This window comes from Comamonas sp. lk (genome assembly GCF_900564145.1).
Lineage (GTDB): Bacteria > Pseudomonadota > Gammaproteobacteria > Burkholderiales > Burkholderiaceae_C > Comamonas.
The window spans coordinates 912,287-934,650 of record NZ_UOOB01000001.1 but is presented as its reverse complement, the minus strand read 5'-3'; the positions used below and the strand labels follow the sequence as shown (position 1 = coordinate 934,650).

21 protein-coding genes are annotated in these 22,364 nt (G+C 58.7%); 11 read left to right on the top strand and 10 right to left on the bottom strand.

The annotated features are described in order from the left end of the window. Nucleotides 1-85: 85 nt before the first annotated feature. On the bottom strand, nt 86-1,273 hold the full coding sequence (gene metK / locus EAO39_RS04205; protein WP_120966298.1) for a methionine adenosyltransferase: 1,188 nt from the start codon (nt 1,271-1,273) through the stop codon (nt 86-88). Nucleotides 1,274-1,399: 126 nt separating this feature from the next. Here metK and EAO39_RS04200 point away from each other — a divergent pair, with 126 nt between their 5' ends. Next, nucleotides 1,400-2,257 (top strand): lysophospholipid acyltransferase family protein, encoded by an 858-nt coding sequence (locus tag EAO39_RS04200; RefSeq protein ID WP_120966297.1) that lies wholly within the window; start codon nt 1,400-1,402, stop codon nt 2,255-2,257. Then, complete coding sequence (locus EAO39_RS04195; RefSeq protein WP_120966296.1) at nt 2,254-3,132, top strand: lipid A biosynthesis acyltransferase; 879 nt, start codon at nt 2,254-2,256, stop codon at nt 3,130-3,132. Before EAO39_RS04200 ends, EAO39_RS04195 begins: the two co-directional genes overlap by 4 nt. 44 nt (nt 3,133-3,176) lie before the next feature. Here EAO39_RS04195 and EAO39_RS04190 read toward each other — a convergent pair whose 3' ends face one another. After that, nucleotides 3,177-4,094: an alpha/beta fold hydrolase gene (locus EAO39_RS04190; protein WP_120966295.1), complete on the bottom strand. Its 918-nt coding sequence runs from the start codon at nt 4,092-4,094 to the stop codon at nt 3,177-3,179. Between the two features lie 50 nt (nt 4,095-4,144). Then, entirely contained in the window at nt 4,145-4,891 is a 747-nt protein-coding gene (gene yihA, locus EAO39_RS04185; protein WP_162989480.1) for a ribosome biogenesis GTP-binding protein YihA/YsxC, read from the bottom strand. A gap of 77 nt (nt 4,892-4,968) precedes the next feature. Between yihA and EAO39_RS04180 the strand changes: the two genes are divergently transcribed. The 5 genes from EAO39_RS04180 to EAO39_RS04160 all read left to right on the top strand — a co-directional run bounded on the left by EAO39_RS04180 (nt 4,969) and on the right by EAO39_RS04160 (nt 11,126). Continuing rightward, nucleotides 4,969-5,598, top strand: coding sequence for a c-type cytochrome (locus tag EAO39_RS04180; RefSeq protein WP_120966294.1), 630 nt, complete (start codon nt 4,969-4,971; stop codon nt 5,596-5,598). Between the two features lie 135 nt (nt 5,599-5,733). After that, nucleotides 5,734-7,908 (top strand): cytochrome c biogenesis protein ResB, encoded by a 2,175-nt coding sequence (locus EAO39_RS04175; protein ID WP_120966293.1) that lies wholly within the window; start codon nt 5,734-5,736, stop codon nt 7,906-7,908. Further along, nucleotides 7,905-9,239 (top strand): c-type cytochrome biogenesis protein CcsB, encoded by a 1,335-nt coding sequence (gene ccsB, locus EAO39_RS04170; RefSeq protein ID WP_120966292.1) that lies wholly within the window; start codon nt 7,905-7,907, stop codon nt 9,237-9,239. The genes EAO39_RS04175 and ccsB overlap by 4 nt, the downstream gene beginning before the upstream one ends. Nucleotides 9,240-9,450: 211 nt before the next feature. Then, nucleotides 9,451-10,446 carry a protein-methionine-sulfoxide reductase catalytic subunit MsrP gene (gene msrP, locus EAO39_RS04165; RefSeq protein ID WP_120966291.1) on the top strand — a complete coding sequence of 332 codons (996 nt, stop codon included), beginning with the start codon at nt 9,451-9,453 and terminating at the stop codon, nt 10,444-10,446. 83 nt (nt 10,447-10,529) lie between these two features. Next, the gene (locus tag EAO39_RS04160) at nt 10,530-11,126 is read left to right on the top strand and encodes a protein-methionine-sulfoxide reductase heme-binding subunit MsrQ (protein WP_120970666.1); all 597 of its coding nucleotides are present in this window, start codon (nt 10,530-10,532) and stop codon (nt 11,124-11,126) included. Between the two features lie 6 nt (nt 11,127-11,132). Here the strand turns inward: EAO39_RS04160 and EAO39_RS04155 are convergent, their stop codons facing one another. Together EAO39_RS04155 and EAO39_RS04150 are read right to left on the bottom strand one after the other, a co-directional pair. Continuing rightward, nucleotides 11,133-11,963: an MBL fold metallo-hydrolase gene (locus EAO39_RS04155; RefSeq protein ID WP_120970664.1), complete on the bottom strand. Its 831-nt coding sequence runs from the start codon at nt 11,961-11,963 to the stop codon at nt 11,133-11,135. 68 nt (nt 11,964-12,031) lie between these two features. Beyond that, a complete protein-coding gene (locus EAO39_RS04150; RefSeq protein WP_120966290.1) occupies nt 12,032-12,310 on the bottom strand; it encodes a lipoprotein in 279 nt (92 codons plus the stop codon). Nucleotides 12,311-12,322: 12 nt separating this feature from the next. Between EAO39_RS04150 and cyaY the strand changes: the two genes are divergently transcribed. Further along, nucleotides 12,323-12,661, top strand: a complete 339-nt coding sequence (cyaY, locus tag EAO39_RS04145; protein WP_120966289.1) for an iron donor protein CyaY — start codon at nt 12,323-12,325, stop codon at nt 12,659-12,661. A 22-nt stretch (nt 12,662-12,683) separates the two neighbouring features. On the opposite strand, the gene pgi is transcribed toward cyaY, so the two are convergent. After that, the gene (gene pgi, locus EAO39_RS04140) at nt 12,684-14,291 is read right to left on the bottom strand and encodes a glucose-6-phosphate isomerase (RefSeq protein ID WP_120966288.1); all 1,608 of its coding nucleotides are present in this window, start codon (nt 14,289-14,291) and stop codon (nt 12,684-12,686) included. Nucleotides 14,292-14,302: 11 nt separating this feature from the next. Next, on the bottom strand, nt 14,303-15,265 hold the full coding sequence (tal, locus tag EAO39_RS04135) for a transaldolase (protein ID WP_120966287.1): 963 nt from the start codon (nt 15,263-15,265) through the stop codon (nt 14,303-14,305). Nucleotides 15,266-15,541: 276 nt separating this feature from the next. Between tal and EAO39_RS04130 the strand changes: the two genes are divergently transcribed. Continuing rightward, complete coding sequence (locus tag EAO39_RS04130; protein WP_120966286.1) at nt 15,542-16,387, top strand: SIS domain-containing protein; 846 nt, start codon at nt 15,542-15,544, stop codon at nt 16,385-16,387. A gap of 56 nt (nt 16,388-16,443) precedes the next feature. Here EAO39_RS04130 and EAO39_RS04125 read toward each other — a convergent pair whose 3' ends face one another. Continuing rightward, a complete protein-coding gene (locus EAO39_RS04125) occupies nt 16,444-17,595 on the bottom strand; it encodes a porin (protein WP_120970662.1) in 1,152 nt (383 codons plus the stop codon). Nucleotides 17,596-17,816: 221 nt separating this feature from the next. Further along, complete coding sequence (locus EAO39_RS04120) at nt 17,817-18,896, bottom strand: porin (RefSeq protein ID WP_120966285.1); 1,080 nt, start codon at nt 18,894-18,896, stop codon at nt 17,817-17,819. Between the two features lie 343 nt (nt 18,897-19,239). Between EAO39_RS04120 and coq7 the strand changes: the two genes are divergently transcribed. Next, nucleotides 19,240-19,857, top strand: a complete 618-nt coding sequence (gene coq7, locus EAO39_RS04115; protein ID WP_120970660.1) for a 2-polyprenyl-3-methyl-6-methoxy-1,4-benzoquinone monooxygenase — start codon at nt 19,240-19,242, stop codon at nt 19,855-19,857. Nucleotides 19,858-19,925: 68 nt separating this feature from the next. On the opposite strand, the gene EAO39_RS04110 is transcribed toward coq7, so the two are convergent. After that, on the bottom strand, nt 19,926-20,378 hold the full coding sequence (locus EAO39_RS04110; RefSeq protein ID WP_120966284.1) for an OsmC family protein: 453 nt from the start codon (nt 20,376-20,378) through the stop codon (nt 19,926-19,928). 377 nt (nt 20,379-20,755) lie between these two features. Between EAO39_RS04110 and ilvA the strand changes: the two genes are divergently transcribed. Then, nucleotides 20,756-22,309, top strand: a complete 1,554-nt coding sequence (gene ilvA, locus EAO39_RS04105) for a threonine ammonia-lyase, biosynthetic (protein WP_120966283.1) — start codon at nt 20,756-20,758, stop codon at nt 22,307-22,309. The last annotated feature ends 55 nt before the right edge of the window (nt 22,310-22,364 follow it).

Genomic DNA, 22,364 nt, shown 5'->3' with positions numbered 1-22,364 from the left:
CCGCCATGCCTGCGTAAAAAAGCCGCCAGGCCTTGCGGTTGGCGGCTTTCAGACCGGCAGGATCAGCAGGGCCAAAGCCCTGGCTTCAGCCCTTGAGGCCAGCGGCAGCGCGCAATTCGGCAGCCTTGTCGGTGCGTTCCCAGGTGAACTCGGGCTCTTCGCGACCAAAGTGACCATAGGCGGCGGTCTTGCTGTAGATAGGACGCAGCAGGTCCAGCATCTGGATGATGCCCTTGGGGCGCAGGTCAAATTGCGCAGCCACCAGCTTGGCGATCTCGCTGTCAGGAATCACGCCAGTACCTTCGGTGTACACGGTGATGTTCATGGGACGAGCCACGCCAATCGCATAAGCCACCTGCACCTGGCACTGGCGCGCCAGACCGGCGGCCACCACGTTCTTGGCCACATAGCGGGCGGCGTAAGCTGCCGAGCGATCCACCTTGGTTGGATCTTTGCCGGAGAAAGCACCGCCGCCATGGGGGCAAGCGCCACCATAGGTGTCCACAATGATCTTGCGGCCAGTCAGGCCACAGTCGCCTTGCGGGCCACCGACCACAAAGCGGCCGGTGGGGTTGATCAGGTACTTGGTGTCCTGCAGCCACTCGCTGGGCAGCACGGGCTTGATGATTTCCTCAATGATGGCTTCGGTGAACGAGGCCTTCATCTTGGTAGCTGTCTCCGACTGGTCGGGGCTGTGCTGGGTGGACAACACCACGGTGTCGATGCTGTGGGGCTTGCCGTCCACATAGCGCAGAGTCACCTGGCTCTTGGCATCGGGGCGCAGGAAAGGCAGACGGCCGTCCTTGCGCAACTGTGCCTGACGCTCCATCAGACGATGGGCGTAGTAGATGGGCGCGGGCATCAGCTCCGGCGTCTCATCGCAGGCGTAACCAAACATCAGGCCCTGATCGCCAGCGCCGGTGTTCAGCTCGTCATCGCTGGCCTTGTCCACGCCCTGGGCAATGTCCTGGCTTTGCTTGTCATAAGCCACGAGCACGGCACAACCCTTGTAGTCGATGCCGTAATCGGTGTTGTCGTAGCCAATGCGCTTGATGGTGTCGCGGGCCACCTGGATGTAATCCACGTTGGCACCGGTGGTGATCTCGCCAGCCAATACCACCAGACCGGTGTTGGTCAGTGTCTCGGCCGCCACGCGGGAATGCGGGTCTTGGGTGAAAATAGCGTCCAGAATCGCGTCAGAGATCTGGTCAGCCACCTTGTCGGGGTGACCTTCAGAAACCGATTCCGAGGTGAACAGAAAATCGCTCGCCATTGATTTAACTCCTTCTAACTTGGGCAATTGCGTTGCACTAGCCCGGGAGCTTGGCGAACGCTTTAGCAGTTTTGTTTTAACGTCGCCCTGCAAGTTGCTCTTTAACTCAGCGACCTATCTATTCTAATGCCTTCCCTGTTTCGACTGTTTGCAGCACTGCCTTTGTGGCTATTGCATGGCGTGGGCGCAGCCATGGGTTGGCTGACCTGGGCGCTATCTCCTACCTATCGGCGGCGATTTGCAGCCAATGCGGCCCAGGCGGGTTATGGCTTCGCCCAGGTGCGCGCCGCCGTGGGCCATGCCGGCCGCATGGTGTTCGAGATGCCGCGCATCTGGCTGGGCCAGCTGCCTGAATGCCGCATCGTCAACGGAGAAAGTGCCGAGAAGGCCTATGCACAGGGCAAGGGCATTGTGTTTCTCACCCCGCATCTGGGCTGCTTTGAAATGTCGGTGCAGGCCGCAGCACGCCGCTGGTCGGCTCAGCATGGCGACATCACCGTGCTCTACCGCCCGGCACGCCAGGGCTGGCTGGCAGAAATTCTGGAAACCGCCCGCAACCGCCCCGGCGTGCAGGCCGTTCCCACCAATCTGTCGGGCGTACGCCAGATGATCAAGGCCTTGCGCAAAGGCGAGGCCGTGGGCCTGCTGCCGGATCAGGTTCCTCCCGAAGGGCAAGGCATCTGGTCGCCATTTTTCGGCCGCGATGCCTATACCATGACGCTGGCAGCCCGCCTGGTGCTGCAAACCGGCGCGGCCGTCGTCGTAGCCCGGTGCGAGCGCCTGTCCTGGGGGCGAGGCTATGCGCTGTATCTGGAGGAATTGCCCGTGCCTGCATCTCAAAGCCTGGAAGCCACCGTGCAGCAAATCAATGCTGCCATGGAAGCTACCATCCGCCAATGCCCTCAGCAGTATCTCTGGGGCTATGGCCGCTACAAACAGCCACGCACTGAAAACATGAACCCCTCTCAGGAACACAAGGCATGAGCGCCAGCAAGATCGCCATAGGCTGCATGCATGTGCTGGCCAAGCTTCCCCTGCCCGTGTTGCGCGGCCTGGGCAAGTGCATTGGCCGGGTCCTCTATGTGGTGGCCGGTCAGCGCCGCCGCGTTGCACTGCGCAATCTGGAGCTGTGTTTCCCCGAAGTCCCTGAAGCCCAGCGCAAAGCCTGGGCCAAGGAGACTTTTGAAGTCTTTTGCCAGACTTTTCTCGACAGAAGCTGGCTTTGGTTCGGCTCCGAAGCGCTGGTGCGCAGCCGCGTCAAGCTGGTGGGCGCCACGCATGAGCTGGAAGGCGATCAATCCACCATTGTTTTCGCGCCCCACTTCTACAGCATGGATGCCGGCGGCCTGGCCCTGCCGCTGAACACCGAGCGCGAGTTCACCTCGATTTACGCCACCAACCCCGACCCGGCACTGGATGACTGGTTCATGGCCGGCCGCCAGCGCTTTGGCCGCGTGAAGATGCTCAACCGCGCCGATGGGGTCAAGCCCATCATTCAGTGTCTGCGCAAGGGCGGCCTTCTGTATTTGCTGCCCGATATGGATTACGGCAAGAACGACTCGGAGTTCGTGCCCTTTTTTGCGGTGCAGAACACGGCCACCATCCCGTCGCTATCGCGCTTTGCGCGTCTGGGCAAGTCCAAGGTGGTCGCTCTGTACAACCGCATGACGCCCGAAGGCTATGTGGCGGAGTTGACCCCCGCCTGGGAGAACTTTCCCACCGACGATCATGTGGCCGACACCGCCCGCATGAACCGCGAACTGGAAGCCGCGATACGCACCATGGTGCCGCAGTATTACTGGGTGCACAAACGCTTCAAGACCCGTCCCGACGGCGAAGAGTCACTGTACAAAAAATAGCAATAAAAATGAGCTCTAGCCTTTATGAATAAAGCGCCAGCAGCTCACTTTTTCAAATTTTCTTGCAGAAACTCTGCCAGGCTGGCACGCACCGCTTCGGCCGCCTCATGCACCACCCAGTGGCTGACTCCCGGCAGTTTTTGCACCTGCAACTGAGGAACCCAGGCCTGCAATCCCTCAAGCAAGGACGGCTGCAACGCCGGGTCGCTCTCTCCCCAAAGCACGCGCGTGGGCACGGAAATACTCAGCATCTCCGCAGGCAAGCTGATGCCGCGAATATCGTGTAAATCATCGGCAGATGCGCCGGGCTTTGGCGGCGCCAGCGGGCTGGCCGCATAAAACAGACAGGCGCCGTGCACGCCCAGATTCCAGTGATCACGATACTGCTGTTGTTTGGCCTCGGTCAGCCAGGGCGGCAGCTGGCCATCGGCCTTGGCAAAAAAGCCCAACATGCGCGCCCAGTTGTTCTCGGCCAGACGCTCGGGGGCATCGGGTCTGCGCAGAAAGTGCATGTACTGACTGGCCGCCTGCTGAACGGGATTGGACTGCAATTCACGCAAGAACGCGCCAGGATGGGGCGCGTTGAGAATCATCAAGCGCTGCATCAGATCGGGATGCCGATTGGCCAGTCCCCAGGCCAGCGCACCGCCCCAGTCATGGGCGAGTACGCAAGCCGCCGGCTGACCCGGACTTTCCAGCGCAATCAGCGCTGCCAGATCATCGACCAGCAACTTGGCGCGATAGTCGCCCACCTCGGCAGGCTGGCTGGAGCGGCCGTAGCCGCGCAGATTGGGCGCCACGCAGCGATAGTGCTGGCCAAAGTGGATCAGCAATTCATCCCAGATGAAATTGCCTTCGGGGAAGCCGTGCAGAAACAGCAGCAGCGGCTGCCCTGGTTGACCGCTGACGCGGCACTCTAACTGAATGCCCTGGGGCAGCTCGTGCATGCAGGTGCTCACCATTACGCTCTCCTTTCGGTAGCTTATGGCGCTTGCAACACGGGCGCCTGTGGCTATTCTTGTTCCGAATCCGGTTCGGCAGGTGTCGCGGGCGCGGCAGACTCCACAGCGCCGGCTGCGGGCTGCAGACCTTCGGGGTGGCACCAGTGCCACAGCAGTTGAGCCACATCATCCACGCCCTGCTTTTTGAGGGCAGAGAACATGCGCACCTCGCCGCCACCCGCGTTGAGCTTGGTGATGGAGAGCACCTTGGCCTGTTCGGCGCGGGTCAGCTTGTCGGCCTTGGTCAGCAGCACCAGGAACTTCAGACCTTGCTCCACGCGGGGGCGCAAGGCCTCCAGCAGAGCTTCGTCCAGTTCGGTCAGGCCCAGGCGCGGATCGCACAGCAACACCACGGCCGTGAGGCTTTCGCGGCTCATCAGATAGTTGAGCATCACGCGCTGCCAGCGCTGCTTGTCATCGCGCGAGACGGCTGCATAGCCGTAGCCAGGCAAGTCGGCCAGCACGGCATCCATCACACCCTGTCTGCCCAGGGCAAACAAGTTGATGTGCTGGGTGCGGCCGGGCTTCTTGGAAGCAAAGGCCAGCTGCTTTTGCTGCGTCAGCGTATTGATGGACGTGGACTTGCCCGCATTGGAGCGGCCCACGAAGGCGATCTCGGGCACATCCACGACGGGAAGCTGGTGCAACTGGGCGGCGGTGGTAAAAAACCGCGCCGTGTGCATCCAGCCCATCGCGAGCTTGCTGTCGATCAAAGAATCTGTTTTTCCGGGGGCTGTATCCGGGGAAGCATGGGTCATGACGGTCACTATTTCAAGGAGGCCCATTGTAGAATCGGCCGGATTCGCGCTCTCAACATAAGACTTAGCCCTCCGATATGAAGTTGCTTGCCTCTTTGCTGACGGCTGCCATTTTCGCAGCACCTGCCTTCCCTGTTCTTGCAGCAGGAGAAACGCCCCCAACCGCCAAGGTCGATGCAACCAAAGGACAAGCCAGCTATGGTGCTATTTGCGCATCCTGCCACGCGGCCGACGGAAACTCCACCGTGGCCCTGCAACCCAAACTGGCCGGCCAGCATCCAGAGTACCTCGTCAAGCAATTGCGTGAGTTCAAGGACGGCAAGCGCAACGATCCGGTCATGAAAGGTTTTGCCGCCTCGCTCAGCGAAGGCGATATGCAAAACATCTCGGCCTGGTTGCACACGCAAAAGCCCAAGGATGGCTTTGCCAAGGAAAAAGACCTGATCGCCCTGGGTGAGCGCATTTACCGCGGCGGCATTCAGGACCGCAGCATTGCGGCCTGCGCCAGCTGCCACAGCCCCAATGGCGCCGGTTTGCCGGCCCAGTACCCGCGCCTGGCAGGCCAGCATGCGGACTACACGGTGAAAACGCTGACTGCCTTCCGCGACGGTGTACGCGGCAATAGCATTCCCATGACTCAGGTTGCTGCCAAGCTCAACGATCGTGAAATCAAGGCCGTGGCAGACTATATAGCTGGCTTGCGTTAAGCAAAAAAGCATTCCGCTGCGCCGCTCAAGGGTAATCCCCGGGAACTTTTCAGCACCGCACACCCCAAATGTCAGGCGGGCCCATCGTTATCTGGTGGTCCCGCCTTTTTTCGTCCGGGTATTTTTCCGTCATCCATGTCAGACCTTCCAACTAGCGACCGCGACTCCTCCCGCTCGACTGCCTTGCGCTCGAGCCTGGAGTTGCTGGCGTCCATGCGCTTTGCCATCTCCCTGCTGACGGTGATTTGCATTGCTTCGGTGATTGGCACAGTCCTCAAGCAGCACGAGCCCCTGGTCAACTACGTCAACCAGTTCGGCCCCTTCTGGTCACAGCTGTTTCTGGCGCTCAAGCTCAATGCGGTCTATAGCGCCTGGTGGTTTTTGCTAATTTTGGCGTTTCTGGTCGTCAGCACCTCGCTGTGCGTGGCCCGCCATGCGCCCAAGAATCTGGCCGATATCCGCAATTTCAAGGAAAACATCCGCGAGCAAAGCCTCAAGGCCTTTGGCCACCGGGCCGAAGGCTATGTGCCGGGCTCCACCGAGGAAGCCGCCAAACGCATGGGCCAGCAACTGGTTGCGGCCGGCTGGAAAGTCAAGCTGCAGCAGCGCGATACCGCTGCCGGCCCCGGCACGGGCTGGATGCTGGCGGCCAAGGCCGGCGCGGCCAACAAGCTGGGCTATATCGCCGCCCATAGCGCCATCGTGCTGATCTGCCTGGGCGGACTGTTTGACGGCGATCTGGTGGTGCGCGCCCAGATGCTGCTGGGCGGCAAAACACCTTATACCGGCGGCGGCCTAATCTCCGAAGTGGCGCCCGAGCACAGGCTCTCGCCCAAAAATCCCACTTTCCGCGGCAATCTGATGGTGTCTGAAGGCACGCAATCGGGCACCGCCATCCTGAACCAATCGGACGGCATCCTGCTGCAAGAGCTGCCGTTTTCGGTCGAGCTCAAGAAATTCATCGTGGAGTACTACTCCACCGGCATGCCCAAGCTGTTTGCCAGCGAGATCGTGATTCACGACCGTGCCACTGGCGAAAAGCTGGAAAAACGGGTGGAAGTCAACCATCCGGCCAGCTACAAAGGCATAGAGATTTACCAATCGAGCTTTGATGACGGTGGCTCCAGCGTCAAGCTGCATGCCGTGCCCATGGACGGCAGCACCCAGCCCTTCGACGTGGAAGGCGTGATCGGCAATTCCACCGAATTCGCGCGCAAGACAGCCGACGGCAAGGAAGAAAAAGTGGTGCTGGAGTACACGGCGCTGCGCACCATCAATGTGGAGAACTTCGGCGGCCAGAACAAGGCTGCAGGCACCGATGTGCGCAAGGTGGACTTGAAGCAGGCCATTGACGAGCGCCTGGGTGCTGCCCACAAGACCACGGACAAAAAGGATTTGCGCAACATCGGCCCCAGTGTGGGCTACAAGCTGCGCGATGCCTCGGGCCAGGCGCGCGAGTTCCAGAACTACATGCTGCCGGTGGATACCGGTGACGGCCAGCCGGTATTCCTGCTGGGCGTGCGCGAGAACCAGGCCGATCAGCTGCGCTATCTGCGCATTCCCGCCGATCCCGAAGGCTCGATGGACACCTTCATCCGCCTGCGCCAGGCCATGCAAAATCCCGTGCTGGGCGAGAAAGCTGCCCGCGCCTATGTGCAAAAAGCCGTGGATGTGTCCAGACCCGAGCTGGCCCAACCCCTGACCCAGTCCGCCATGAAGGCGCTGGATCTGTTTGCCGGCAAGTCCGACAAGCTGGGCCCGAACGGCAAGCCTCTGGGCGGCCTGCAGGCCATCTCCGACTTCATGGACAGCAATGTGCCCGAGGCCGAGCGCGAACGCGCTGGCGAGGTGCTGGTGCGTATTCTGAACGGCGTGCTGTTCGAGCTGGCACAGCAAGTGCGCCAGCAGGCCGGCCAAAAGCCGCTGGAAGCCAATGAAAAAACCCAGGCCTTCATGACCCAGGCGGTTTTCTCGCTCAGCGATGCACAGTTCTATCCGGCCCCCATGATCTTCATGCTGCAGGATTTCAAGCAGGTGCAGGCCAGCGTTTTCCAGGTCGCTAGTGCGCCAGGCAAAAAAGTGGTTTACCTGGGATGCGCCTTGTTGATCCTCGGCGTTTTTGCCATGCTCTATGTGCGTGACCGCCGCATCTGGATCTGGCTGACGCCAGGCAATGGCAGCAGCCATGCCAATATGGCCCTGTCCACCAACCGCAAGACCATGGACGGAGACCGCGAATTTGCCGTGCTGGCCCGAAAGCTGATTGCGGCCGACCCCATACAAAAGAAGACTTCCGGAGGTTCACGATGAACACCGCAACGACGACACTGAGTTTGAACGAAAGCTACTTCGCCCGCCGCAACTGGTTTGACTGGTTGTTTGCCGCCCTGGTGGTGGTCGGCTTGGGCTTTGCCCTGCAGCGCTACGCCGCCTATATGGATGTGTACGAAAAAGGCATTTTGCTGGGCACCATTCCCGCCATGATCTGGCTGGGCTGGTTCTGGCGCCCCTTGAGCGTGCTGATGCTGACCGTCGCCGCAGCCGCCCTCATGGCCATAGGCCTGTACCAAGGGGTGGATGGAGGCGATCTGGCGCGTTCCGAGACCGTCTTTGGCCTCAAGTACTTTCTCTCCAGCCAGTCCGCCATCCTGTGGATGAGCATGGTGTTCTTCATCAGCACCGCGTTCTACTGGCTAGGCATGTTCGCCCGAAGCGAGCGCTCGGCCCTGTCCCTGCTGGGCTCGCGACTGGCCTGGCTGGCCGTCGCCATGGCGCTGATAGGCACCATGGTGCGCTGGTACGAAAGCTATCTGCTGGGCACGGATATCGGCCACATCCCGGTCAGCAATCTCTACGAAGTGTTCGTGATGTTCTGCTGGATGACGGCGCTGTTCTATCTGTACTACGAAAAGCACTACGACACCCGCGCCCTGGGCGGCTTTGTGATGCTGGTGGTCAGCGCTGCCGTGGGCTTTTTGCTCTGGTACACCCTGGTGCGCCAGGCCCATGAGATTCAGCCTCTGGTGCCGGCCCTCAAGAGCTGGTGGATGAAGCTGCACGTGCCGGCCAACTTCATTGGCTACGGCACGTTTGCGCTGTCGGCCATGGTGGCATTTGCCTATCTGATCAAGCAGCAGGCCACCGAAACCAAGTGGTACAAGCTGGCTCCGCTGTGGCTGCTGGGTATCGTGCTGTGCTTTGAGCCCATCGTCTTTCGCAAAGGTGCCACCGACAACGGCGGCGCTTACTGGATGGTGTACTTCGGCATCTCCGCCCTGATCGTGGCCGGCATCCTGCTGGGCCGCAAACGCATTGCCCAGCGCCTGCCCTCGTTTGAAGTGCTGGACGATGTGATGTACAAGGCCATCGCCGTGGGCTTTGCCTTCTTCACCATCGCCACGGTGCTGGGCGCCCTGTGGGCGGCCGAGGCCTGGGGCGGCTACTGGAGCTGGGACCCCAAGGAAACCTGGGCGCTGATCGTCTGGCTCAACTACGCCGCCTGGTTGCACATGCGATTGATGAAGGGCCTGCGCGGCACCGTCTCCGCCTGGTGGGCGCTGGTGGGCCTGGCCGTCACCACCTTCGCCTTCCTGGGTGTGAACATGTTCCTCTCGGGTCTGCACAGCTACGGCGAGCTGTAAAAGCACTCACCTCAAGCGGCAGAGTACTCCTGTAAAAGGAGCTGCTTGCGTAGTCATCGATTGAGTCTTAGGCCAGATACGACCTGAGACCAAGATATGACAGTCGCAAGCAGCTCCTTTTTTATGCTGTGTGGCCTCAACCAGGAACTTCGCTGACGGCGCTCACTCTGATTACAAAGTACCTTCCAGTCAGGTTACCGGAGACACCGCCATGCTGATACGCCATCCACAACAAGGCTTCGAGCCGCCGAAAAGCAGCGAGATCACACCGCAAGCGGCCTATATGCAACGCCGTGCGCTCATGCAGACGCTGGCCGGTGGCGTCGCCGGCGCGGCCATGGCCAGCTGGGCCGGACGCGAGGCACTTGCGGCCACGGAACGCCCGGGCAAGCTGGCCGCCCTGCCCGCCAGCCCCAGCAAGCTGGCTGGCGCCGTGAGTGTGGAGCGCAACACCAGCTATGCCGATGCCAGCAGCTACAACAACTTCTACGAGTTCGGGCTGGAGAAAAGCGACCCGGCCCGCAACGCCCATACCTTGAAGACCCGGCCCTGGACGGTACGCATCGAAGGCCTGGTGCAAAACCCGCAGACGCTGGATCTGGATAGCTTGCTCAAGCTCGCCCCCATGGAAGAACGCATTTACCGCCTGCGCTGCGTGGAAGGCTGGTCCATGGTGATTCCCTGGGTGGGCTATTCCCTGGCCGAACTGCTTAAGAAAGCCCAGCCGCTGAGTAGCGCCAAGTACGTGGAATTCATCACGCTGGCCGACAAAAAACAGATGCCCGGGCTGGATAGCCGCGTACTGGACTGGCCTTACACCGAAGGCCTGCGCCTGGACGAAGCCATGCACCCGCTGACGCTTTTGGCCTTTGGCATGTATGGCGAGGTGCTGCCCAACCAGAATGGCGCGCCGCTACGCCTGGTCGTGCCCTGGAAATACGGTTTCAAAAGCGCCAAGAGCATTGTCGCCATCCGCTTGAGCGACAAGGAGCCGGGCACGGCCTGGAACAAGGCTGCGCGTAATGAATATGGCTTTTATTCCAATGTGAACCCCGACGTTCCCCACCCGCGCTGGAGCCAGGCCAGCGAGCGGCGCATTGGCGAGGACGGTCTGTTTGCCAAGAAACGCAAGACGCTGCTGTTCAACGGCTATGCCGATCAGGTCGCCTCGCTCTACGCAGGCATGGATCTGAAGAAGTTTTACTGATGGTCAAGGCCAGCGTTTCTGCGGTCACCGCCACAGCCGCGGCTGCGGCTCATGCGTCAACGCCGCCCTCATGGCGCGCTGCGGTGCAGCGCAACTTGCTTCGCAGCTGGGTAAAGCCGCTGCTGTTTGCACTGTGTCTGCTGCCGTTTGCCTGGCTGCTGTATGGCGCCATCGCCAATACTCTGGGCGCCAATCCTGCAGAAGCGCTGCTGCGCTCCACCGGCAGCTGGACGCTGCGCTTTCTGTGCATCGTGCTGGCCGTCACGCCTGTGCGCCAATCGCTGAAGCTGCCGATTCTCTCCCGCTTCAGGCGCATGCTGGGTCTGTATGTGTTCTTCTACGCCTGCTTGCACCTGCTGTGCTACGCCTGGTTTGACATGGGGCTGGACTGGAGCGACATCGTGGCCGACATTCCCAAACGCCCGTTCATCCTCGTGGGCTTTACGAGCTGGCTGCTGCTTACCTTGCTGGCTGCCACCTCTCCCAAGTTCGCACTCAAGGCCCTGGGCGGCAAGCGATGGCAGTGGCTGCATCGCACCATTTATCTGATCGCCCCCCTGGTCTTGCTGCATTTTTTCTGGATGCGCGCCGGCAAGAACAATTTTGCCGATGTGGCAGTCTATGCTGCCATTCTCGGTTTTCTCCTGCTTTACCGGGTGTTTAAAGCTATCAAAAAATGATGAGGCTCAGGCCCCGGCCACGGCGCGCAGCGGCGGACGCACCTGGCGGCTGACGGGATCGATTTCAGCCGTTGGCAACTGGTAGGCGCGCTGATCGAACAGGTCGATACCGCACTGCAGCCCCTCCAGCCAGTTGAACAGATCGCCAATCGCCTGTTTGCCCATGATGGGGGCGCCATGCTGGGGCACGATCATGTCGATCTGCAGCTGACGCGCCATCTGCACCCACAGGCGCAAGATCTTATTGGAGACCATGTAGCGGCGGTGGAAACCCTCCATGCGCGCTATATGCGGCAGCAGATCGGTAACCGGCCGCTGCGCCTCGGCCCCCGTGGTCAGCGACACTCCCAGATCACCGGTAAACAGGATCTTACTCACCGGATCGTAAAAGTGGAAGTTGCCTTCGGCATGCAGAAAGTGAGCCGGGAGCAAAATCAATTCGCTATTGCCCAGGGGCAGATGCCCTCCGCCATCGGGCACGCCGATCACGCGGTTCTCCGTCTTGCCCACCTTGGTGAAGTGCGGTGCAAAACGTTCCCAGATGCGGGAGATGACCAGCTGGGCGCGCGTGGAGGTCATCCAGCGGTCCAGCGAGGCAATGATGTCCGGATCCGCATGTGAGGCAATCAGGTAAGCCAGCTTTTGCGGTGGGAAATAGCGCGACATGCCCATGAAAAGCTCATTGAACGCCAGATTGCCGCCGGGATCGAGAATGGCGCCGGTGCCGCTGTCCACAATCAGAAACTGATTGGCCTGTATGGCCTGACCGTCCTCCTCGATGAGGTCGGTGAACATCAGGCAGGCGTGGTTTTTGTCGCGATAAAGCTCTATGGGCATGGCAAATTTGTCAGAAGACAAGATGCCGCCACTTTAGGCATCAAGTCATTTCGCCATGTTGAGATACATCAAGGCTGACTGGGCTTGCCGGCAGGGGCTTCCATATCGTCTGTCGCTTGCGAATCCACATCGGCGGGCTGCTTCACGGCTGGCGCCTGCACAGCCGAGCTGCCGGCGGGTCGACTAGAGATGCCCAGCGTCTGCGGCAAGGTGGCACGACCTTGGGCTGCAGCTTCCGTAGGCAGGAACAACGGACCTCTCTGTCCGCAGGCAGTCAACGATGCCAGGGACGCCGCACAAGCCACAAGGGCAATGCTCCTGACTAAAATTTGAGGTGCTTTCAACATGGGCAAATTGTAATGACTGACATTGAATATCTGGACCGCGCCGACCAACTGCTTTTGGCCGTGGAGCAATGCTGCGACCGAATCAACGACGAGACCGATGCCGATATCGACGCCCAGCGCACAGGCGGTCTGGTGACCCTGGTCTTCGCCAACCGCAGCCAGATTGTGATCAATCAGCAAAAGCCTTTGCATGAAATCTGGCTGGCTGCCAAAGCCGGTGGTTTTCACTACCGCTTTGACGAAGCCCAGAATGCCTGGATGGACACCAAGGGCGCTGGCGAGTTCTTCGCCAACCTCAGCGCCTACGCCTGTGAGCAATCGGGGCTGAAGCTGGCATTCAAGGCCTTGTAAAGCCTTCTACCTGGCACTCAGACTAGCCCACCGCTTGTGCCAGGCGCTGCATCAGACTGAGGGTGGAAGCATCCACCCCCTCCCAGTCATTGCTTTGCTGGCGCGCATGCAACTGCGTGGCCAGCTTCTTGCCCAGCTCCACACCCCATTGGTCAAAGCTGTTGATACCCCAGACAGCGCCCGAGACAAAGATGCGATGCTCATACAGCGCGATCAAGGCACCCAACGAGGCGGGATCGAGTTGCTGCAATAGCAAAAATGTGCTAGGGCGATTGCCCGGGCAGTCTTTGGCTGCACCTTCACCACTGCGCCCCAACATCAAGGCCTGAGCCTGGGCAATGGCGTTGATCACCAGGCTCTGATGGTGTGCTCCCAGATACTTGCCGCCGTCGCGCAGAGCGATGAACTCCACAGGAATCACATCCGGGCCCTGGTGCAACATCTGAAAAAAAGCATGCTGACCATTGGTTCCTGGCTCACCCCAGATCACGGGAGCAGTTCGCACGGCAAGCGCCTGCCCATCACGGGTCACGCTTTTGCCATTGCTCTCCATCTCCAGTTGCTGCAAATAAGCCGTCAAGCGCCGCAGACCATGGCTGTAAGGCGCGATACAGCGGCTGGAAAAATGGCAGAAGTCCCGGTACCAGACATCCAGCAAGCCAAGACGCATGGGCAGATTCTGCGCCGCAGGCGCTGTAAAAAAGTGAGCATCCATGGCATGTGCGCCATCGAGCATGCTGCGAAACTGCTGGGCACCAATGGCTATGGCAATCGGCAGGCCAATCGCCGACCACAGCGAGAAGCGACCGCCGACCCAGTCCCAAAAGCCCAGGGTGCGCCCAATGCCGAAATCCGCAGCCGCCTTCACATTGGTGGTAAGCGCCACAAAGTGCTTATCAATGGAGAGTTCGTCCTGCGGATTCTCACTTCCGCCTTGCGCCAGAAACCACTGCCGTGCAGAACGCGCATTCAGCATGGTTTCTGCCGTGGTGAACGATTTCGATGCAATCAGGAACAAGGTACTTTGCGGCCTGACCTTGCGCAGCACATGCCCCAATTCATGGCCATCCACATTGGAGATGAAGTGGAAATTCTTTCCCGTATCCACCCAGTCTTCCAAAGCGTTGACTACCACCTCGGGCCCCAGATGCGAGCCACCAATACCGATATTCACGATATCAGTGATGCCCTCGTCCTGGCGCACCTGCTCGGCCAGCTCCAGCATGGCATCCAGGGTCTCATGAACCTGAGCCAGAGCCTCTCGCGTCGCCCCGTTCCAGCACTGCACGACTGGGCTCTGTTGCAATGCCCCTCCTTGCGCCGGAGTTCTGAGCAGCCAATGCATGACCGCCCGATCTTCGGTGCAATTGATGGCCTCGCCGGCTAGCATGGCATTGCGCTGGGCAACAACATGGTTTTGCTTGGCCAGTTCCTGCAGCAAGCCCTCTGTCTCGGTGCTCAGCAGATTCTTGGATAAATCGGCAAAGACATGAGGCGCATTGATGCTCAACGCTTGCAGGCGGGCCGGATCATTCTTGAAAGTCTGGCGCAAATCCATGGTGCGGATCTGCGCATCATGGTGTGCTTGCAAGGCCTGCCATGCAGGCAATTGGTGGCACAGAGAATTCAAAATTATCCCAATCAATCAGCGGTTTGCTGCATCAGCACTTCAAGCTTGCGCGTGTCCACCGTGAAGGCACGAATACCTTCCGCCAGCTTTTCGGTCGCCATGGCATCCTCATTGAATGCAAAACGGAAGCTGGCTTCATCCAGGTTCCAGCGCGTCAGCGCCATGGCCTTGGCCTGCTGCGCATCCAGCACTCTGCCAAGCGGTGAAAGCGCATCGTCTGCTTCCTCCAGCTGCGCAAGCAACTCCGGAGCAATCGTCAACAAGTCACAGCCCGCCAGAGCCAGGATCTGGCCCGTGTTGCGAAAGCTGGCCCCCATCACTTCGGTGCCAATACCAAAGTGCTTGTAATACTCATAAATTTTGCGCACCGACTGTACGCCCGGGTCATTGCTGCCGCTCATGGCCGCTTCATCCCAGCTGGCGCCGGCCTGCTTTTTGTACCAATCGTAAATTCGGCCCACAAAAGGCGAGATCAGCTGCACCTTGGCCTGACCACAGGCTACCGCCTGACTGAACGAGAACAGCAGGGTCAGATTCGTATGAATACCTCGCAGCTCCAGCAGGCGAGCGGCTTCAATACCTTCCCAAGTTGCAGCAATCTTGATCAACACTCGGGCAGTATGAACACCTGCGGCCTGATACAGCTCGATCAGGCGTTCTGCACGTGTCACCGTGGCCTGGGTGTCAAACGACAGGCGTGCGTCAACCTCTGTGGACACGCGACCAGGAATTGTCTCCAGAATTTCGCAGCCAAAACGCACCAGCATGCGATCCATGACTTCATCCAGTCCACGCCCTTTCCATTGCGCCACCGTCGCACGCATCAACGGTGCATACTGCGGCTTCTGTACCGCCTTCAAAATCAGCGAAGGGTTGGTTGTTGCATCCTGAGGCTGAAACTGTGCCAGTTGGTGAAAATCACCGGTATCTGCCACCACGGTTGTGAACTGTCTTAGCGCATCCAACTGATTCATACACATTCCTCAATCAAGAAACTCAGGGTAGATCATCCAAAATCTTTGCAAAGCTTCCGAGTGTATGGCGATAGCTGCTCCATAAGGCCAAGACTGCGCAACTCATTGCAAACCACGTCACACAATTGGAGTCACGACCGGCTTGGCACATGCAAAATGCAAGCTTGAATCCGGCAGTGCGAAATATGCCCCGTCGCAGCTGCGCAACCATCCAGGCCATCCTTGCCCGATTAGCAGCTTGATTTTCACCTCACGACCTGAACCCCACAGCACCACATGCTCGACCGCATTACCGCCTCACTCCCATCGCTTGCCCCCGCCGAACAACGGGTCGCGCGCCTGGTACTGGCGGATGCCAGGGCTTTTGCCCACCTCCCCGTCAGAGAGCTGGCCGCAAGAGCCCATGTCAGCAAACCGACGGTGGTGCGCTTTTGCCGCAGCATGGGCTATGACGGTCTGGCCGACTTCAAGCTCAAACTGGCAGGCAGTGTCAGCGAAGGCGTGCCGTTCATTCACCGCAGCGTGGATAGCGATGACAAGACCAGTGACGTCATGGTCAAGGTCGTTGACAACGCAGTGGCCGCGTTCCTGCAATACCGCAACGCTGCCACCACCAGCGCCATCGAACAAGCCGCCGGAGCCATTGCCGCCACCTGGCAAACCGGCAAACGCATTGAGTTCTATGGTGCGGGGAATTCGGGCATTGTGGCTCTGGATGCACAACACAAGTTTTTTCGGCTGGGCATTACCAGCCTGGCCACCAGCGACGGCCATATGCAGGTCATGAGTGCCACCTTGCTGGGTAAAGGCGACTGCATCGTCATTATCTCCAACTCCGGCCGCACCCGCGACTTGATGGATGCCGCAGATATCGCCCGAAAAAATGGAGCCACCACGATTGCCATTACCGCCAGCGGCTCACCTCTGGCATCGGCCTGTCAAATCCATTTGGCCGCAGATCACCCGGAGGGATATGATCGCTACAGCCCAATGGTGTCGCGTCTTTTGCATTTGTTGATTATCGATGTACTGGCTACCTGTGTGGCTTTACGCATTGGCCCAGCGCTGCAGCCGGCGCTGGAACAGATGAAAAACAATTTGAGAGCCAAACGTTATACCTGATATTGAAACCTTTACAAAAAGAGCCTCCAAATGGAGGCTCTTTTAAATTCAACAAATCAGAAACGATGGCGCAAGCCAATGGTAATACCTGTTCGCTTTGTTGCCCCATTGGAGTCAAGCACCACATTAGCTCCACCGCTTACCTTGGTATGGTCCACGCCAAAATAGGCATCTGTTCTCTTAGAGAAGGCATAGTCCACCACCGCCACCATAAAATCAGCTTTTCCATTAAAAGCACCCCCTGCAGATCCGGATTGCTTGGCATGGAAATAGTGCATTCCAGCATTAATCTGTGGAGTTATTTGGTAGCCAAATCCAATTTTATACATTTGTCGCTTATCAGCATTACCTGCCATAAAACCACCATTGGATGATCCTTGCCAATAGAGACTGAGCAATGTCGAGTCAACAGCGGCATTGAATGGATTGGCCGAATAAGCATCCTTGCGTTTGTTGAGTCCATATCCCACATTGAAATACAAGGGCCCTGTGCGATAAGAACCACCCAATGTCCATGCATCGACATCCGTTCCCGCAGGCAGCGTTGTTCTCAGAAAGCCACCGCCAACTGAAAGTCCCTTATCCGAGTAGCGCAAATAACCCCCAGCTGTTTTGGTAGCACCGCCGACAGCGGCAGGGACCTGGGCTGCAGAGGTAAATGGACCTTTATTCCCTTCATCAAAAGAATACTGCAATGCGCCACGCACAGGTCCAAACTCGGCCACATACTTCAGCATATTATTGGCACGGGCACCCATAGACATCCCGATTTCAGGCTTGTATGCCTCCATATAGGGAGAATATGGAAAAGATGAGTAGGTACTCGTTACAACATCAAAAAGCATGTTGTATTGACGACCCATGGTGATTTGCCCAAAGCTCTTGCTGCGCAGACCTACCCAGGATTGCTGAAAGAAGTTGGTACTGGCAGAGACACCAGAGTCTGTCAAAAAACGGGCTTCCAAATTCGCAATGGCTGACAATCCGCCACCCAAATCCTCTGTCACATTAATGCCCCAACGGCTTTGAGACATGCCTCCACCAATCATCTCCGTGAGGCCACTTTTGTTCGCACCTTGGTTGGTCGTATGACGAACAGCGGCATCCACAATACCGTAGAGTTGCACGCTGCTTTGCGCAAACGCCAAAGGAGCGGTAACACCCAGAACAGCCAATGCAACAGCCTTTTTCACGAATGAAGAATTCATTGTTTTGTCTCTCTCGTAACAATCAGTTGGTGGAAAATTCATTCTAGAAATGCTTTTCCATCGCAAGCAATCGTTTGCGCAAGTGCAACACAGGCCTTTCCCGCTCAGATTCAACCCGGCCAGCAATTACCCTATAGAAACAAACCCGATAAATAAAAAAGGCCTGTCTTTCGACAGGCCTTTTGGCTTTTAAGCAGTTACTGGCTTACACCAGCAATTGATTAGAAAGCGTGGCGGATACCAACTTGCACGCCAGTTTGGTTGCGTGCATCGCCATTGGCCTTGAAGCCAACTGCGTTGCTCACGCCCTTGGCGTTCAGAGCCAAAGCGGAATCATCTTGGTTCTTCAGGTAAGCAACAGTACCGTACACAGCAGTGCGCTTGGACAGGTTGTGCACATAACCCAGGGACAGCTGGTGAGCCTTCGAGTTAATAGCCTTCTGATCGTACAGAGCGTATTGCAGCTTCACTTCGCCAACGCCACCCACGGGAGCGGACACGCCCAACAGGTAGTTGTTGAACTTTTCGTTAGCAGCGCCGTTAGGCTTGTACTTGATTTGTTGAACGTTACCTGCAACCTTGGCCACGCCAAAGTTGTAAGAAGCGCCGATGGACATTTCGTCACGGTCACCAGCTGGGCCGTAGCTCAGAGTGCCGTAAGCAGCAGTCACGCTCAGAGGACCGTTGTCATAGCCAACGTTACCACCGGCGTAGCGGCCAGCCTTGCTACCCACGCCAAAGCCGGGGATAGTGTTAGCCTTTTCGTCGAAAGCGTAGCTGATGTTAGCAGTCACGCCGCCGAAGTTAGGCGAGGAGTACGACACCATGTTGTTCTTACGAATGGTGTTGCCGTCAGCAATGCCGGAACCAGCCCAGTCGCTGTAACCCATGTTCTGGCCGATACCAGTGGCGCCGAACAGGTCATACTTCAGACCAGCACGGAAAGTGGGAGTTGTTTCACGACCCAGACGAACTTCACCGAAGTTGCCCGACAGGCGCACAGTGGATTCACGTGTGAAATTGAAACCGGTAGCGTTGCCGTTGTCGCCGAAGATTTCGCCTTCCAGCCAGAAACCAGCCTTCAGACCGCCACCCAGGTCTTCAGTGCCGCGCAGGCCCAGACGGCTGGTAGCGTTGCCGCTGGTGTTCACGCCGTACTTAGAGCTGTCACCGTTAGCACCGCCAGCGTTGTTCACGTAAGACACGCCAGTGTCAACGATACCAAACAGGGTCACGGAAGATTGAGCCATTGCGGCGCCGGAAGCGGCCAGCACTGCCAGGGCAATCAGGGATTTTTTCATTACGAGTTACTCCAAGGTTTAGAAGGGCGCCGGTCTATGGGAGAGAGACTTGAGCCTCGAGCTCCACCGGTTTCCCGCGCCAACCTCCTGGTGGGGAAGTTGGGTCCTATTGCACCAGACCCCCGGCAGCAGCGCAAAGCAATTCACCCAAAAACGGCTGTTTTGGCCGGTTTTCGTTGCACTGCCGCAACAAAAACACTGCCCTGCAGCATGGGGTGCTCCCCTAGGGGTTGAGACCTATCTTTCAACCCCGGCATTGCCCTGGCTCAAGCCATGGCTGCAGGAGCTTGGTGTACCTTACGCGCCATTGCGCCACTGTGTGCGCCAGACCACATTCAACGCCATGGACTCTTTTTTGACGGCTGCCGATGCAGCGCTTCGCACCTTGTTTGCCGACCCTGTTTCGGCAGAACGCTCGCCTGCCGCAGGCATACCGGAAGCAGCTATGTCGCCAGAGGAGCGCAAGCTCTCTGGCGCCTTGATGCGCGTCAACCATGTGGGCGAGGTCTGCGCCCAGGCTCTCTATAACGCTCAAGCCATGGTGACCCAGGACATGGTGTTGCGCGAGCATCTGCTGCTGGCGGCGCGCGAGGAAATGGACCACCTGGCCTGGACACGTGAGCGCCTGCACGCCTTGGGCGATCGCCCTTCCCTGCTGAATCCGCTGTGGTTCGCTGGCGCGTTTGCCATCGGCACCGTGGCAGCCAAGTTCAGCGATGCAGTCAGCCTGGGCTTTGTAGTGGAGACGGAAAATCAGGTGGCCGCCCACCTGGAAAACCATCTGGGACGCCTGCCCGAGCAGGATGAGGCCTCTCTGGCCGTGGTTGCCCGCATGAAGGATGACGAGGCGCGCCACGCAGCAGCCGCCATTGACGAAGGCGCCATGCAGTTGCCGCCAGCAGCTCAGGGGCTGATGCGCCTGGCCGCCAAGGTGATGACGACCGTCGCACACAAGATCTGAGACCTGTGCGCGCTCAATAGAAAAAGCGGACATCTGTCCGCTTTTTCATTGGGGAGGCTCAATCCGACTCAGGCTTCGACGATATCAAAGCCCGTAGTGATCTCGGCCGTCTTGCCCAGCATGATGGTGGCGGAGCAGTATTTGTCATGGCTCATGGCAATGGCGCGCTCCACAGCGCCGGCAGGCAGGTTCTTGCCGCTGACGGTGAACTGCATATGAATCTTGGTGAAGACCTTGGGCTCGGCCTCTGCGCGCTCCGACGTGAGTTGCACGCTGCAGCCCTTCACATCGTGGCGACCTCGCTTGAGGATGAGCACCACGTCATAGGCGGTACAGCCGCCGGCACCTGCCAGCAGCAATTCCATGGGGCGGGGTGCCTGATTGCGACCGCCATTGGCCGACGTCTTCTCATCAGGAGCGCCATCCATGGTGACGACATGACCGCTGCCGGTCTCCGCCACAAAGCCCATGCCAGAGCGCGTACCCGTGGTCGCGCCAGTCCAACTTACCGTGCATTCCATTACTGCATCCTCTCAAAAGCTGTTGCAATTTTGCATCAAATACATGGAAACCCGAATTTTGTTGCATTGCAAAAAACAAAGTCGCTACAATACAACCCAAGCGTTACCTGCTGGGTTTAACCCGCAGATGGACCACAGATTTTTCTGTATCGCACCCTTTGTCTCCTCCACCTCCTCTAATGGTGGATTCAGCCCCTAGCCTCACAGCTGGGGGCTTTTTTTTGCCCATGCGATTCCTGGTTCGCAAGCCAACAGGGCTGCCCTCTTGAGCGGCTACTGCAGCGCAACAAGCAAGCGCCTATGATGGCCGGATTGATCCGCGCCAGGAAGCCATGCCACTGTGCCACGCCTGAGCGCCTCTGCTGTTGCTTTGCACAATGACCCAAGCCCTGACCCCATTTGATTATCTGACCCGTATTCTCAACGCCCGTGTCTATGACGTGGCTGTGGAATCAGACCTTGAACCCGCCAAGAACCTCAGCCGCCGCCTGCACAACAAGGTGTTGTTGAAGCGCGAGGACCAGCAGCCCGTATTCAGCTTCAAGCTGCGCGGCGCCTACAACAAGATGGCCCATCTCTCGGCCGAGCAGCTGCAAAAAGGCGTGATCTGCGCCTCGGCCGGCAATCATGCCCAGGGTGTAGCCATGAGCGCCAAGAAGCTGGGTTGCCGCTCGGTCATCGTGATGCCGACCACCACCCCCCAGGTGAAGGTGGATGCCGTCGCCGCCTTGGGCGGCGAGGTGGTACTGGCCGGCGACAGCTATTCCGACGCCTACAAGCACGCCATCAAGCTGCAAAAGACCGAGGGACTGACCTTTGTCCACCCCTTTGACGATCCGGACGTCATCGCCGGTCAGGGCACGATTGCCATGGAAATGCTGCGCCAGCTGCAAAAGCTGGGCAGCCAGCGCCTGGATGCCGTGTTTGTCGCCATTGGCGGCGGCGGACTGATCAGCGGCGTGGCCAATTACATCAAGGCCGTGCGTCCGGACATCAAGGTGATCGGCGTGCACACCAAGGACTCCAACGCCATGCTGCAGTCCGTGCAGGCCGGCGAGCGCGTGGAGCTTCCCGATGTAGGCCTGTTTGCTGACGGCACGGCCGTCAAGCTGGTGGGCGAGGAGACCTTCCGCATCGCCAGAAATCTGGTGGACGACTACGTGGTGGTCGATACCGACGCCGTCTGCGCCGCCATCAAGGACATTTTTGTGGATACGCGCTCCATCGTTGAGCCGTCCGGTGCGCTGGCCGTGGCCGCCATCAAACAATATGTGGCCACGCACAAGACTAAGGGCGAGACCTACGCCGCCATTCTGTGCGGCGCCAACATGAACTTCGACCGCCTGCGCTTTGTGGCCGAACGAGCCGAAGTGGGCGAGGAGCGTGAAGCCTTGTTTGCCGTCACCATTCCCGAAGAGCGCGGCAGCTTCAAGCACTTTTGCGAGGTCGTGGGCAAGTTGCCCGGCGGCCCGCGCAATGTGACCGAATTCAACTACCGCATCAGCCACGAAAACAAGGCCCATGTGTTTGTGGGCCTGACGACCCCCACCAAGGGCGAGAGCGAGAAGATCTGCAAGAACTTCCAGAAAAACGGCTTTGACGCCATTGATCTGACCTTTGACGAGATGGCCAAGGAGCATTTGCGTCATATGGTGGGCGGCCATTCGCCTTTGGCCCAGGAAGAACGCTTGCTGCGCTTCGTCTTCCCCGAACGCCCCGGTGCCCTCTTCAAGTTTTTGAGCCTGATGGCCCCCACCTGGAACATCTCGCTATTCCACTACCGCAACCAGGGCGCGGACTATGGCCGCATTCTGGTCGGCATGCAGGTGCCGGCCAAGGACAGCAAGAAGTTCGACGCCTTCCTCAAGAACCTGGGCTACCCCTGGGTGGAAGAAACCAGCAACCCTGCTTACCAACTCTTCCTGAAGTAATAAAGAGGCCTTTGGGCCTCTTTCCCATATTGCTCATGCGCAAGCAGCTCTCTTT

Coding starts and splice junctions, on each gene's coding strand:
- metK (WP_120966298.1), bottom strand. CDS start 1,273: ATGGCGAGCGATTTTCTGTTCACCTCGGAATCGGTTTCTGAAGGTCAC.
- EAO39_RS04200 (WP_120966297.1), top strand. CDS start 1,400: ATGCCTTCCCTGTTTCGACTGTTTGCAGCACTGCCTTTGTGGCTATTG.
- EAO39_RS04195 (WP_120966296.1), top strand. CDS start 2,254: ATGAGCGCCAGCAAGATCGCCATAGGCTGCATGCATGTGCTGGCCAAG.
- EAO39_RS04190 (WP_120966295.1), bottom strand. CDS start 4,094: ATGGTGAGCACCTGCATGCACGAGCTGCCCCAGGGCATTCAGTTAGAG.
- yihA (WP_162989480.1), bottom strand. CDS start 4,891: ATGACCCATGCTTCCCCGGATACAGCCCCCGGAAAAACAGATTCTTTG.
- EAO39_RS04180 (WP_120966294.1), top strand. CDS start 4,969: ATGAAGTTGCTTGCCTCTTTGCTGACGGCTGCCATTTTCGCAGCACCT.
- EAO39_RS04175 (WP_120966293.1), top strand. CDS start 5,734: ATGTCAGACCTTCCAACTAGCGACCGCGACTCCTCCCGCTCGACTGCC.
- ccsB (WP_120966292.1), top strand. CDS start 7,905: ATGAACACCGCAACGACGACACTGAGTTTGAACGAAAGCTACTTCGCC.
- msrP (WP_120966291.1), top strand. CDS start 9,451: ATGCTGATACGCCATCCACAACAAGGCTTCGAGCCGCCGAAAAGCAGC.
- EAO39_RS04155 (WP_120970664.1), bottom strand. CDS start 11,963: ATGCCCATAGAGCTTTATCGCGACAAAAACCACGCCTGCCTGATGTTC.
- EAO39_RS04150 (WP_120966290.1), bottom strand. CDS start 12,310: ATGTTGAAAGCACCTCAAATTTTAGTCAGGAGCATTGCCCTTGTGGCT.
- cyaY (WP_120966289.1), top strand. CDS start 12,323: ATGACTGACATTGAATATCTGGACCGCGCCGACCAACTGCTTTTGGCC.
- tal (WP_120966287.1), bottom strand. CDS start 15,265: ATGAATCAGTTGGATGCGCTAAGACAGTTCACAACCGTGGTGGCAGAT.
- EAO39_RS04130 (WP_120966286.1), top strand. CDS start 15,542: ATGCTCGACCGCATTACCGCCTCACTCCCATCGCTTGCCCCCGCCGAA.
- EAO39_RS04125 (WP_120970662.1), bottom strand. CDS start 17,595: ATGAATTCTTCATTCGTGAAAAAGGCTGTTGCATTGGCTGTTCTGGGT.
- EAO39_RS04120 (WP_120966285.1), bottom strand. CDS start 18,896: ATGAAAAAATCCCTGATTGCCCTGGCAGTGCTGGCCGCTTCCGGCGCC.
- coq7 (WP_120970660.1), top strand. CDS start 19,240: ATGGACTCTTTTTTGACGGCTGCCGATGCAGCGCTTCGCACCTTGTTT.
- EAO39_RS04110 (WP_120966284.1), bottom strand. CDS start 20,378: ATGGAATGCACGGTAAGTTGGACTGGCGCGACCACGGGTACGCGCTCT.
- ilvA (WP_120966283.1), top strand. CDS start 20,756: ATGACCCAAGCCCTGACCCCATTTGATTATCTGACCCGTATTCTCAAC.